10 protein-coding genes and 1 tRNA gene are annotated in these 13,000 nt (G+C 65.3%); 9 read left to right on the top strand and 2 right to left on the bottom strand.

All coding sequences use genetic code 11. From position 1 onward, the window contains the following. Position 1: 1 nt before the first annotated feature. The 8 genes from WQQ_RS18885 (at position 2) to WQQ_RS18920 (ending at position 9,122) form a co-directional block, all read left to right on the top strand. The gene (locus WQQ_RS18885) at positions 2-1,336 is read left to right on the top strand and encodes a TldD/PmbA family protein (protein ID WP_007186860.1); all 1,335 of its coding nucleotides are present in this window, start codon (positions 2-4) and stop codon (positions 1,334-1,336) included. 136 nt (positions 1,337-1,472) lie between these two features. Next, positions 1,473-2,141, top strand: a complete 669-nt coding sequence (locus WQQ_RS18890) for a DUF4159 domain-containing protein (RefSeq protein ID WP_007186861.1) — start codon at positions 1,473-1,475, stop codon at positions 2,139-2,141. 39 nt (positions 2,142-2,180) lie between these two features. Continuing rightward, complete coding sequence (locus WQQ_RS18895; protein WP_007186862.1) at positions 2,181-3,194, top strand: AAA family ATPase; 1,014 nt, start codon at positions 2,181-2,183, stop codon at positions 3,192-3,194. A 20-nt stretch (positions 3,195-3,214) separates the two neighbouring features. Beyond that, positions 3,215-4,093 carry a DUF58 domain-containing protein gene (locus WQQ_RS18900; RefSeq protein WP_007186863.1) on the top strand — a complete coding sequence of 293 codons (879 nt, stop codon included), beginning with the start codon at positions 3,215-3,217 and terminating at the stop codon, positions 4,091-4,093. Continuing rightward, complete coding sequence (locus WQQ_RS18905) at positions 4,093-5,184, top strand: BatA domain-containing protein (protein ID WP_007186864.1); 1,092 nt, start codon at positions 4,093-4,095, stop codon at positions 5,182-5,184. The genes WQQ_RS18900 and WQQ_RS18905 overlap by 1 nt, the downstream gene beginning before the upstream one ends. After that, positions 5,177-7,261 (top strand): DUF4175 family protein, encoded by a 2,085-nt coding sequence (locus WQQ_RS18910; protein WP_007186865.1) that lies wholly within the window; start codon positions 5,177-5,179, stop codon positions 7,259-7,261. The genes WQQ_RS18905 and WQQ_RS18910 overlap by 8 nt, the downstream gene beginning before the upstream one ends. Next, positions 7,258-8,973 (top strand): hypothetical protein, encoded by a 1,716-nt coding sequence (locus WQQ_RS18915; protein ID WP_007186866.1) that lies wholly within the window; start codon positions 7,258-7,260, stop codon positions 8,971-8,973. Before WQQ_RS18910 ends, WQQ_RS18915 begins: the two co-directional genes overlap by 4 nt. Positions 8,974-9,045: 72 nt before the next feature. Continuing rightward, a tRNA-Met gene (locus WQQ_RS18920) sits at positions 9,046-9,122 on the top strand. 153 nt (positions 9,123-9,275) lie between these two features. Here the strand turns inward: WQQ_RS18920 and WQQ_RS18925 are convergent. Together WQQ_RS18925 and WQQ_RS18930 are read right to left on the bottom strand one after the other, a co-directional pair. After that, positions 9,276-9,611 carry a (2Fe-2S) ferredoxin domain-containing protein gene (locus WQQ_RS18925; RefSeq protein ID WP_050997764.1) on the bottom strand — a complete coding sequence of 112 codons (336 nt, stop codon included), beginning with the start codon at positions 9,609-9,611 and terminating at the stop codon, positions 9,276-9,278. Between the two features lie 409 nt (positions 9,612-10,020). Continuing rightward, entirely contained in the window at positions 10,021-12,120 is a 2,100-nt protein-coding gene (locus WQQ_RS18930; protein WP_007186868.1) for a TonB-dependent receptor, read from the bottom strand. Positions 12,121-12,316: 196 nt separating this feature from the next. Here WQQ_RS18930 and nikR point away from each other — a divergent pair, with 196 nt between their 5' ends. After that, positions 12,317-12,814, top strand: coding sequence for a nickel-responsive transcriptional regulator NikR (gene nikR / locus WQQ_RS18935; RefSeq protein WP_007186869.1), 498 nt, complete (start codon positions 12,317-12,319; stop codon positions 12,812-12,814). Positions 12,815-13,000: the final 186 nt, after the last annotated feature.

Below are 13,000 nucleotides of genomic sequence, written 5' to 3' on the forward strand. Positions count from 1 at the left end.
CATGACGATTTTCACTGAGCAGGAAGCCAAGGCCCTGCTGGACAAGGTCATCAAGCTGTCGAAGGCCGACGAATGCATCGCCACGCTCGAAGGCGCGATCGACGGCAATGTGCGCTTCGCCCGCAACAGCGTCTCCACCAGCGGCATCGTCAGCAATTGCGATCTCGCCGTGCAGGTCGCGTTCGGCAAGCGCGTCGGCACCGCGACGATCAACAAGTTCGACGACGCTTCGCTCGAACGCGTCGTGCGGCGCGCCGAAGAACTCGCCCGGCTCGCACCCGAGAATCCGGAGTTCATGCCGGCGATCGGCAAGCAGGCCTACACGCCGACGAGCACGTTCGTGCAGGCCACGGCCGATATCACGCCGGATTACCGCGCGCAGGTGTCGGCGGACTGCATCGCGCCCTGCAAGAAGGACAAGCTCACGGCCGCGGGTTTCTTCTCCGACGGCCAGCGCTTCTCGGCGATCGCCAACAGCAAGGGCAACTTCGGCTACCAGAAATACACGGTCGCCGATTTCACCTGCACGGTGCGAACCGACGACGGCAAGGGCTCGGGCTGGGTGGCGCGCAACGTCGCCGACGTGAAGCAGTTCGATGCCAGGAGCGAAATCCAGATCGCGATCGAAAAGGCCAAGCGTTCGAGCGAAGCCAAGGCGCTCGAGCCGGGCAAGTACACCGTGGTGCTCGAGCCCGCCGCGAGCGCCGGGCTGATCTCGTTCATGATGGTGGGATTCGATGCGCGCCAGGCCGATGAGGGCCGCAGCTTCCTGACCAAGAAAGGCGGCGGCAACAAGGTCGGCGAGAAGGTGTTCGACGAGCGCGTGACGATGTACGCCGACCCGGCCGACGCGAATGCGGCCGTGCTGCCGTGGGACGAAGACGGCTTGCCGCGCGAGCGCACGCCCATCGTGACCAAGGGCGTCGTCGACTACCTGCAGTATTCGCGCTACTGGGCCAAGAAGCAGGGCAAGAAGAGCGTGGGTGCGGTTGGCAACCTGATCATGGTCGGCGGCGACAAGTCGACGATGGACCTCGTCAAGAGCACCAAGAAAGGCGTGCTCGTGACGCGCACCTGGTACATCCGCATGGTCGATCCGCAAACCGTGTTGCTGACGGGGCTCACGCGCGACGGCACGTTCTACATCGAGAACGGCGAGATCAAGTATCCGATCAAGAACTTCCGCTTCAACGAATCGCCCGTGATCATGCTCAACAACGTCGAAGAATTCGGCAAGCCCGTGCGCGTGGCCGATGACGAGTCGCCGTTCATCATGATGGTCCCGCCGATGAAGCTGCGCGAATTCACGTTCACGTCGCTGTCGGATGCGGTGTAGCTTGAGCTTGCGGCGCGCCAGTCGAACGGCTGCCGGCTGTTCCTCTCTCCCGCGTGCGGGAGAGAGTGCCCCGACAGGGGCGAGAGAGGGGCTGTAAGTGAAGCGGCGCGAACTTCTTCGCTCCTCTGTCGCGACGATGGCAAGCGCGCTGCTGCCCAGGGTTGCATTCGCCACCGAAGCAGCGAGCGCCCCCTACGACTTCTGGTTCACCCGGCTCATGTACGAATCGGGCGACTGGGACGTCGACCAGCGCATGCCGTCGAACATCATCGACTCGCTGCTGCAGTACACGACGCTGCGCGTCGACGCGACCGAGCATGTGATCCCGCTGGCCGATTCGCGCATGCTGTCGGCGCCGTTCTGTAATCTGGCCGGACACAAGCTCGTCGAATTCAACCCGGAGGAGCGGGCCAACTTCGAGCGCTATGTCCGCAACGGCGGCTTCGTCTTCGTCGACGACTGCAATCACGACATCGATGGCTTGTTCGCCAAATCGTTCGAAGCCGAAATGGCCACGATCTTCGGCGACAACGCGCTCGTGAAGCTACCGAAGACGCACGCGATCTACCGCAGTTTCTTCCGCTTCGACGGCCCGCCGAACACGGCCTTCGAACTCAACGGCTGGGGCGACGACCTGGTTCACGATTATCTGAAGGGCATCGAGATCGGCGGTCGCCTGGGCGTGCTCTACAGCAACAAAGACTACGGCTGCGAATGGGATTTCGACTGGCGCAACAAGCGTTTCCAGGCCGAAGACCTCACCAGGTTCGCGGTCAATATCGTCACTTACGCGCTGACGGCCTGACGCGCCGGCGCTCATCGAACGCTCATCCAATCGGCAATCATGGCTCCCGATCCCGCTACGAACTCACCGCTCACAGAAGACGAAATCCGCCAGCGCCTCGACAAGCTCGCGCAGGTACGCAGCGCCATCGGCCAGGCCATCGTCGGCCAGCGCGAAACGGTCGAGCAATTGCTCATCGGCCTGCTCGCGGGTGGGCACTGCCTGCTCGAAGGCGTGCCCGGGCTCGGCAAGACCTTGCTCGTGCGCTCGCTCGGCCAGGCGCTCGATCTCGAGTTCCGCCGCGTGCAGTTCACGCCGGACCTGATGCCGAGCGATATTCTCGGCACCGAGATCCTCGAAGAAGATCACGGCACCGGCAAACGGCACTTCAAGTTCCAGAAAGGCCCGGTGTTCACCAACCTTCTGCTCGCCGACGAGCTCAACCGTACACCGCCGAAGACGCAGGCGGCGCTGCTCGAAGCGATGCAGGAACATACGGTGAGCTACGCGGGCACCACCTGGGCGTTGCCCGAACCTTTCTTCGTGCTCGCGACACAGAATCCGCTCGAACAGGCCGGCACTTATCCATTGCCCGAAGCGCAGCTCGATCGCTTCCTGTTGCACGTGCGCGTCGATTACCCGAGCGAGGCCGAGGAGAAGGCGATCCTCGCGCAGACCACCGGCGCCACGAATGCGCGCATCGACGCGGTGATGCGCGGCGATGAAGTGCTGGCCTTGCAAAGGCTCACGCGAGAAGTGCATGTCAGCGATGACGTGCTGGGCTGGATCAACCAGCTGGTGCGTGCGACGCGCCCGCAAACCAGCGAGCTCAAGATCGTGCGCGAATGCTTGCGCTGGGGCGCCGGACCGCGTGCCGGGCAATCGCTGGTGCTCGCCTCGAAGGCGCGGGCCTTGCTGCACGGCCGCTTCGCGATCACGCGTGAAGACGTGCGTGCGCTCGCGGCGCCGGTGCTGCGTCATCGCCTGCTGCTTTCGTTCGCGGCCGAAGCCGAGCAGCGATCGACCGACGATGTCGTGAGCGCACTGCTCGACGCGGTGGCGTTCCCATCCTGATTCGATCGCGCCGTCTTCGCATGCTGATTGTCCCCGATCTGCTCGCCAGCCTTTCCGGCATGCGCCTGCGCGCACGCCGGCCGAGCCTAGGGCAGGGCATAGGCCAGCATGCGAGCCGCAGTCGTGGCGCGGGGCTCGAGTTCGCGCAATACCGCGCCTACGAGCCCGGCGACGAATTGCGGCGCATCGATTGGAAGCTCTACGGACGCTCCGATCGCTTCTTCGTGCGGGACGCCGAGCGCGATAGCCCATTGACCGCGTGGGCGATCGTGGATGCGAGCGCCTCGATGGGGCAGGCCGACACGCTCGTACCCGAACGCACGCGCCTGGCCGCCGCGCGCACGCTCGCGGCCTGCCTGTTCGAACTCGCCTTCAGGCAGGGCGATCGCTTCGGCCTCGTGCTGATCGCGCAGGATCGAGTGTTCGTCACCGACGCTGCGAGCGGACGGCGCCATCGTGATCGCCTGCATTTCGAGCTCGCTCGCGCCGAAGCGGCGGGCGGCTGGCCGATCGAGTCGTCGCTGCATTCGCTCTGGCAATCGATAGCGCCGGGCGCCGTGGTGATGATGCTGTCCGATGGCTTCGAAGAGCGAGCGCTCGCCCTGGCCGAACGCTTGTCCGCAGCGAATCGCGATGTCTCGTTCGTGCGCCTGCTGACGATGGAAGAGCGTGAGTTTCCGTTCGAAGGCGGGCCGCGTTTTCGCGATCCGGAGTCCGCGCAGGAACAGCGAGTCGATGCGGCTCGCGTACGCGCGGACTTTCTGCGTCGCTTCGGCGAGTCCCGGCAAGCCTTGCTCGCGCGGCTCGCCGCATCGGGCGTACGAGCCTGCGAAGCGTTTACCGGCCAGCCGCTCGATCTGCCGTTGCGACGCTTGTTCGGTGGCCGGGACTTCGCCTGATGAGCGTGCTGTTTCCGCTGGGGCTGCTTGCGCTCGGTGCACTCGCGCTGCCGATCGTGCTGCATCTGCTTCGCAGGCCGGAGGACCGCATCGTTCCGTTCGCGGCCTGGCGATACCTGAGCCGCGCAGGCCTGCCACGCGAGCGCGTGCACATTCGCCGCTGGCTGTTGCTCGTCCTGCGCTTGCTGCTGATCGCGACGCTCGCCTTGCTCGTCGCGATGCCGGTTCGCCAGGCCGATGCGGGCCCGAAGCTGCAGTGGGTCTTGGTGTCTCCACAGCTTTCGGCCGAGGCCGCGCATGCCGCACTGAACCGGCCGGGCGCGCAGTGGCGTTGGCTGCAGGCTGGCTTTCCGTCGCTCGACGAGCCGTCGTCGCCTGCGACTGATCCGGGTTTGTTGCGCGAATTCGATGCGCAGCTCGCGGCCACCGACCTGCTCACCGTGATCGTTCCCGAACAATTGTCCGGGCTCGACGCGGTGCGTCCCGAATTGAGCCGCGAAGTGGAATGGATCGTGGTGAGCGGCGAGCCGACGGAAACCCGTCAAGCGCCCTTGGTCGTCGTGCGTCACGACCATGCGGCCGCTGTGGAACTCGGCACCCTCGAGGCTTTGCGCTCGGCGTGGCAGGCGGCGGGCAAGCCGGTGAATTTCGACATCGCGGCGCAATCGCAGGCCATCGATGCGCGTGCGCAACTGTTGGTCTGGCTCGGTGGCGAACCGGATGCCGAGGCCCTGCGCTGGGTGCGCGAGGGCGGAACCCTGCTGCGAACTCGGGCAAGCGAGGGAGCCTGGCCCTTGCGCGAAGCGCCGTTCGGCCAGGGGCGAATTTTTTCGATCACCACCGCGCTCGATCCTGCTGCGACGCCGGGCGTTGCGGACGCCGGCTTCGCCGCACAGTTGCGCGAAGACCTGTTGCGCCCGGCGCGTCCGCCCGATCGTGCCGATGCACAGGGTTTGAAGCCGGTGCGGGCCGAACTGCCTGCGATCCCGAGGAGCGAGCCTATCGACGACTGGCTGATCTGGATCGCGCTGGCCTTGTTTCTCGCGGAGCGTGCCGGTGCGGCGTGGCCGAAGAGACGGGCGCATGACTGAGCCGATCGTCGTCCACCTGCTCGGCCTCTTGAGTGCTGCGCGTCGTCGCACGCTCGTGGTGGCTTTGCTGTGGGCCTTGCCTGCACTGTGCGTCGTGTCGTTCGCGGTGTGGCAATCGGGCTCCATGGTCATGTTGGGCGCGGCCTTGGCTATCGTCATCGCGTGCGCGGTGCTGGCCCGGCGGCGATTGAAGCCGCTCGATCGCCACTGGCTCGTGCGCCAGCTCAATGCGCGTATTCCTGCCGCGGATGACAGCCTCGATCTGCTGCTGTTCGCGCCTGAGCAATCGGGTCCGCTGGTTCGCCTGCAGCAACAGCGCTTGCGCGAGCGGCTGCGCGAGGCGCCATTGCCGGATCTGCGCCCCGCCTATCCGTGGAGCCGCCTCGCGCTTGCATGGCTGTCGGCTGCAATCGCCTGTGGCTTGCTGTTGTGGCAGCCCTGGCACGGTCATTCGTTGCCGGTAGTTGCGAACGAGGCGGGCGATGGCGCTGCCGGTATCGCGCGGGGTTCGTTCGAAGCGCGCCTGCGCATCGAGCCGCCGCCTTACACGGGCTTGCGTGCGTCGGACGACACCAGCCCGGAAGTACGCCTGCCCGAAGGCAGCCGGCTGCAGTGGACGCTGCGCTTCGGCTCCCAGCCGACGGCGGTTTCGCTGCAGTTTCACGATGGCTCCTCGCTCGTCTTGCAGCGCAAGGCAGAAGGCTGGATCGGCGAGCGCCGAGTCGAAGCGTCCACGCTATATCGGGTCGTCGCCGTCGGTGCGGGCATCGACGAGCAGCGGCTTTATCGGCTCGACGTGATTCCCGATCGCGCACCGGAGATCGTCGTTCGCGCTCCGCAACAGACGCTCAACGAACTCAGCCCCGACCAGTCGCAATGGTCGCTGTCGTTCGAGGCTCGCGACGACTACGGCTTGGCTATGGCCGAGCTTTCGATCTCGCTCGCACAGGGCTCGGGCGAGCAGATCGAAGTCAGGGAACAGAAGCGCGTACTCGAAGGCAGCGGCGGCGCACGCGAGCGCCGCTACCAGCAGACGCTCGATCTGCAAGCGCTCGGCTTCGCGCAGGGCGACGATCTGATCGTTCGCCTGAGCGTGGGCGACAACCGCGAGCCCGAGCCCAATGTGAGTCGCAGTGCGAGTTTCATCCTGCGCTGGCCGGCCGAGGCGAGCGAGCAGGGCGAGGGCCTGCAAGGCGTGGCGCAGAAGACGATGCCGGCTTACTTCCGCAGCCAGCGCCAGATCATCATCGACACCGAGGCGCTCATCGCGCAGAAGCCTGGGCTCGACGAGTCCGAATTCGAGAAGAGGGCCGATGCGATCGGTTTCGATCAGAAGATGCTGCGCCTGCGTTACGGCCAGTTCCTCGGCGAGGAATCCGAAAGCCCGGGGCATGAAGAGGGAAATGAAGCGGAGCATGAAGATCACGCGCAAGCGCGGCGCTCCGCGGGCTCGCGAGCCGACGAGGTGATGCGCGAGTTCGGCCACACGCACGACATCGCCGAAGCCGCGACCTTGCTCGACGACCAGACCAAGCAGCTGCTGCGCCGTGCGCTGGCGGCGATGTGGGCCGCCGAAGGCCAGTTGCGAATGGGACAACTGCAAGCCGCGCTGCCGCACGAACACGAGGCGCTCGAAGCGATCAAGCAGGTACAGCAATCGACGCGCATCTATCTCGCTCGCATGGGGCTGGATCTGCCGGCCGTCGATCCGGCACGGCGCCTGACCGGTGATCGCACCGGGCTCAGCGATCCGCAGCCGATCGCGCTCGGCGACGATGTGGCCGATGCGGCGCCACTCGTCGAAACCTGGCGGGCGCTCGACAGCGGCGCGCTGCCGGAGATCCGCGCGCTGCGCGAGTGGCTCGATGCGCATCCGCAACCGGGCGATCGCGCGATCGCGCTGCTGCGCAGCGCCGACGAGTTGCGCCGCTCGCCGGCCTGCGTCGAATGTCGCGAGCGCTTCAAGGCGCAGCTCTGGCCGTTGTTGCCGATGCAGCGTGCCGCCTTGCGTGCGCGCAGCGCGCCCGATGCGGAGGCGCAGGCCTTTGGGCGTGGCCTGCGAGGCGCGCGGCCATGAGCGCGCCGATGCTGGTGGCTGCCGCGCTCGCGCTTGCGACGCTCATGGTCATTTGGCGCAGCCTGCGCCGCGAAACCGGCGTCAAGGCGCGGCTGCTGTGGAGCGCGATGTCTTTGCTGGCCGCGGCCGCGTTCTGGCTGCTGCTGTATCCACCGCAACGAGCGTGGCGCGAAGACGCCTTGAACGTGATCGTTCCAGGTGGCGACGCCGCCGTATCGTCGCTGCCTTCCGGTCAAAGCATCGTCGCCTTGCCGGGAGCCGATGCGCCAGCGCGCGTCGAGCGCGTTCCCGATCTGGCGACGGCCTTGCGGCGTCATCCACAGGTGCGCGAACTCGACATTGCCGGCGACCATCTGCCGCTGCGCGACCGATCCGTGGCCGCCGCCTTGCGGCTGCGCTTGCATTCGGCAGCCGAAGCGCCGGGCTTCCGCGATCTTCATTGGACGCAGCGCAGCGCCGCCGGACAGCAATGGTTCGTCGTCGGCGGCGTGTCCGCCGAAGGTGCGACGGTCGAGCTGCGCGATCCGGCCGGAGCGCTCGTGGACGCCGTCGCTGTCGAGTCCGGTGGACGCTTCAGCTTGTCCGCCCCCGCGCGCATCGCCGGACTCGCCCGCTTCGAACTGAACTTGCTCGATGCGCGCAAGCAACGCATCGACAGCGCGAGCCTGCCGCTCGAGGTCGAAAGCGGCATCGCACTGAGCGCGATCGTGCAGGCCGGAGCGCCGAGCCCCGAACTCAAGTACTGGCGGCGCTGGGCCAGCGACGCCGGCATGAGGATCGACTCGCACATCGCGCTGAGCGACGGGCTCGGCGTCGGCGATGCGAGCGCGATGTTCGATCCGGCAGCGCTCGCCGCAGCGGACTTCGCGGTGTTCGACGAGCGCAGCTGGCTTGCGCTCGCTCCGGCTCAAAAAGCCACGTTGCTCGCGGCGGTCGATCAGGGACTCGGGTTGCTGCTGCGGGCCAGCGGGCCACCCGATGCGGGCGTGCTGGCGGAATGGAGTGCGCTGGGTTTCGCGCTCGCTTCGGAGGGCTCGGCCGTGAGCGCCAGCATCGATGGGGCGCTGTCCTTGCGCGAGCATCTCGACTTCCGCGCCGCGCCGCTCTCGATCACCGGCGGCTCCGCAGCACCGCTGCTGAGCGACGATCATGGTCGCGTGCTGATCGCCGCGGTTTCGCGCGGGCAGGGACGCATCGCGCTGTCCACGCTGCTCGACAGCTTCCAGCTCGTGCTGCGGGGGGATGCGGGCCGCTATGGCGGCCTCTGGGGCCGTCTGATCGCAGAAGTGGCCAGGCCTCGGCAGCCTGCAATGAGGAGGTCGCCGATTCCGGTCGGCTGGGTCGGCGAGCGGCAAGTGCTCTGCGACCTCGGCGACCAGGCTCGCGTGATCTCCGCGAGCGGCGCCGAGACCCGCCTGATCGTCTCCGAGCGTTGCGCGGCTTATTGGCCCGAGGAAGCGGGCTGGCACCGCCTCGCCGACGGCGATGCACGCGAGCCCTTCTACGTGCGGGCTTCCGGTGATGCCGAAAGCCTGCGCAATCACCGCGACCGTGTCGCCACCCAGGCGCTGGCGTCGGCCGGCGAATCCACCGTAGCGGCGAGTCCCGTAGCGGGCCGTCGGCCGATGGACCGCTGGCCCTTGCTGCTGTTGTGGCTGCTGCCGACGGCCCTGCTGTGGTGGCGAGAACGCCGGCCGCTATCGCCGCGCTGACCCGCTCCGCTTGGCGAAAATTTGATCGTTTACGCTGCAGCTTCAATCGTTTATGATGCGCGCCCCCAAGATGGTGATGTAGCTCAGACGGTTAGAGCGCGGCACTCATAATGCTGAGGTCGGTGGTTCGATTCCACTCATCACCACCAGTAACTCCTTGAATATAAAGAAGCCCCTTCAGTCGCTTACGAAGGCTTCGCAAGGTTGCTGGTGATTTGCCGGGCTTGTCCGGCTTCTTCGTTGATCCTTTCTTTCGCAGTCCCTCGCTCATCGGCGTCGCCGATGCTGCGGGTCACATGTGCTCAGGCTGCCGGCGGATTCGTCAGCCAATCGAGCAGTGCTTGTGGATCGTCGCCGCTTCGGTGCACCCGAAGCTTCTTGCGCTCATTGGTTGCGAGTTCGCTGCCGCGTGCGAGCGCTACGCCGCGCTTCGGGCAGAGGTCGAGGCAGCTGCATTCGACGACACGAATGCGCTTTTTGAGTCCTCGCGATTTGAGCTCACGCTTGAGCCATTTTCGCAGTGAGGCGGATTCGTCGTCGTCGCTGCGATGCAGGCACTCGACGCAGACGAACACGATGTCCTGCCAATCGGACGCTGCGCGAATCGGGAGTCGCTTGGGTTCGTCGATCGTTTGCATGAGGTGAGTGTGTTGCAGCGGCATGAGAATCGGATGAAGGAAATTTCATCTGCAGCCCTGCGCAGGCGCCAATATTGAGTTCTGTAGACAATCGATACAAACCGACATCTTAATCACGAAAAGCCGAGTTAGAATGGCTTCGCGTCGAGGAACTCCCCCAGTCCTCACGCGAGCAGCACAGGACATCCCCCCTATGTGTTCCTGTCTGCGCAGGGCACCTGACTTTCTCCCTAATGTCAGTGTCCGCGCCGCGGCGACCGCCCCCACGGTCCCGCGGCTTTTTATTGCGTGACGTTCAGTCGGGGCGCGCCCACGCTGCATCAAAAAAAGAATGCCGCAGCGATGATGCCTGCGGCGAAGTACAGGGTTTCGTTGCCTTCGCCAGCGGGATTCGAGCGCTGGCGATGACTCAAAGACTCGCGCCGATCGTCAGGCGTACGGCACGCGGCTCGACCGGATGGAAGTGATAATCCGCCACGCCTTCCGCTGGTTCTCCGGGCAGGCGCGATTCGTAGTAGTAGGTGATGTCGTTGTCGTCGCTGTCGAACACGTTGAGTATCGCGAGCGAGACCAGGTAGCGCTTCAGGAAGCGATAGCTGCCTTGTGCGTTGACCACCGTGGTGGGCTTGGAACGCGCGCTGTTGTCTTCGATCAGGGCGGCCTCGCCGAGACGGCGCAAGCGCAGACCGGCGCTCCAGCCCTGCGTTTCGGGCACTGTGACGCCGACCGAGATCACATCTTCGATCGAGTTCGGAATGCGGTCGCCGTCTGCGGCGCGGACCTCGGCGGGAACATCGAGCCGGCCGTGCGAGTACGCGTAGTCGGCGTCGATCGCGAGCCAGGGCAGCGGCTCGTAATACGCGGAGAGTTCGACGCCCCGACGCGTGCTCGGCGGCCCGGCCTCGCTGTTGCCGGCGTCACCGATGTAAACCAGTTCCGAATCCGACTTGAGCTGCCAGAGCGTAGCGGTGAGCTTGGTGTGCGGAATCATGGCGCTGGTCAGGCCCATTTCGGCTCCGCGCACGCGCACCAGGGGAGTGACGCGGTCTGCGGGTGTCTGATGGGTCGGGTCGGTGGGATCGAGCCTGATGGTGGTTCCGCGTGCGTCGTTGCTGTGAAAGCCTTCGCCGTAGTTGAGATAGAACTCGGTGCGCTCGAACGGGCCGAAGATCATCGCGGCCTTGGGTGTGACCAGATGATCGTCGGCCTTGCCGGAGTTGGCGGCCAGATCGCTGTCGACGTCGAAGTCGTAGAAATCCGCTCGTGCGCCAAGCTCGGTCCGATACCAGTTGGTCCACTGCTGGCGGCTGCTCAAGTACCAGCCGAGGCTCGCTTCCTTGACCTTGTCCTGGCGGACGGTTTCGGTGCGCTCGCGACGCTGCGTCAGATACAGGCCGACCGGAGAAATCCGGTCATAGCGGCTTTGCAGGCCGGTTTCGATGTCGATCGGAATCCGCGTCGACAGCTGCCAGTAACGCAGCAGGCTGGCGCCGAACACCTTGCGATCGTCGTATTGCTCGAACTGATCGTCCGGCAATGCATCGGTGTCGTTTGGGTCGGTGAAGTAGTACGTGAAATCGGAGTACAGCTGCATCTTGTAGCTCAGCGCGTAGGCGGCGGCTTTCCAGTGGCCGAGCGCGGCGGGCTTGCGCAGCTCGGCGTTGAGGCTGAAGCGGCGCACGTCGCCGCCGTCGGTCGGATCGATGAAGCCGAGTTGGTCGATCTGCCCGCTTTGCACCGCACGCAGCGGAATCTGGTCGGGGGCGAAGTAATCGATGGCGTAGGCCTGGAAGCCGATCGTGTAGCCGTCCTCGTCGGTCCCGCGGTTGTAACGGGCAATGCCCTTGTAGATCTCGGCGTCCTGCTTGAGGTCGTAGGCGCCGTCGTAACGCGTGGCTTCGCCGCCGAGCAGCAACGTGCCGCCGGCGAGCTTGGGCGACGCCGCGACCAGTGCGCTGCGATAGCCGTATTCGCCGATCGTCAGGCGCGCCATCGGCGCCGGCAGCTCGTCGACATAGCGCAGCCGGGCCGAGCCGGCGGCGCCGAAATCGCCGACGTCGGCGTAGTAGGGGCCCTTGCGGTATTCGAGCGAGCCGATCAACTCCGGGATCATGAAATTGATGTCCGCATAGCCCTGACCGTGGCCGTGCGTACGCATGTTGACCGGCAGGCCGTCGACCTCCGAATAGAAGTCGGTGCCATGGTCGAGATTGAAGCCGCGCAGGAAATACTGGTTGGCTTTGCCCTCGCCACTGTGTTGGGTGACGATGAGCCCCGGCACGAATTCGAGCAGCTCGCCGGCCCGCGAGATCGGGCGCTCGGCGAGCTGGTCGGCGGTGACGTAGCCCTCGGTGGATGAGCTCGCCGAATCTTCGAGCGTGACTTCGCCGGTGACCTGCATCGCCGGTAGCTCGACCACGGGAACCCCACCTGCCCATGCGGCGCCGCTGCAGAACAACGAGGCCAGCGTGAAGCTTGCGACGAGCCGCTGCTGCATGGTGTTTTTCATTGCGGTTCGGGTGTATGAAGAATGATGCCTTCTTCATATTGAATTTGTGTGTCAGCTCCGTACAAATGAAACATCGGATGGCGGACATAACCGGGCGTTATCGGTCGCCGCGCCAGCGACCGCTGCAGGTCGGCTCGGGCTCGTGTCTAATTCCCTCCTGTGGTCATCTTCAACTCCGGTCGACGGAAGGCTTTGCATGCAGCGCTACACGATCTCGCTCGAGGACTCTCTGGCCGAGAAGTTTGATGAATGGATTCGCAAGCATCGTTACGAGAATCGCTCCGAGGCGGTTCGCGATTTGCTGCGCAACCGCCTAGGCGAGGAAGCGCTGGGCGAGACGATCGCTTCGGGCGAATGCGTGGCCTGCGTGTCGTACACCTACGATCACCACCAGCGCGAGCTCGGTCGCCGGCTCACCGAAGATCAGCATGCGCACTACGATCTCGCGGTCTCGACGCTGCATGTGCATCTCGATGCGGATCAGTGCCTGGAAGTCACGCTGCTGCGGGGTGAAGTCGGCCGCGTGCGTGAACAGGCCGAAGGCATGATCGCCGAACGTGGCGTTCAGCACGGCAAGGTGAATCTGGTTCCGGTGAGCGCGAGCAAGGGCCACCACCATCACGGCCATTCCCATCACCACCACGATGGCGATCACGTCAACGTGCGCCTGCCCGCCAGAAAGGCGCCGCGCTGACGGCGCCGTAAGCTTGGACGCTGCCAGCTGACATCGTCGTAAGCCACATGCGGCGCAGGTGCGTTCTGCCGTTCGCCTCTGCTCCGTAAAGGTACGCAGAAAACGCTCGATTACCTGCCTGGTTTGCTTATTGCTGTGGTAATCGAGTGCGCAAGAAAATCTTTTTCCGATCCGCCTGTTATCCGC

The organism is Hydrocarboniphaga effusa AP103, from assembly GCF_000271305.1.
GTDB classification, from domain to species: Bacteria; Pseudomonadota; Gammaproteobacteria; order Nevskiales; family Nevskiaceae; genus Hydrocarboniphaga; species Hydrocarboniphaga effusa.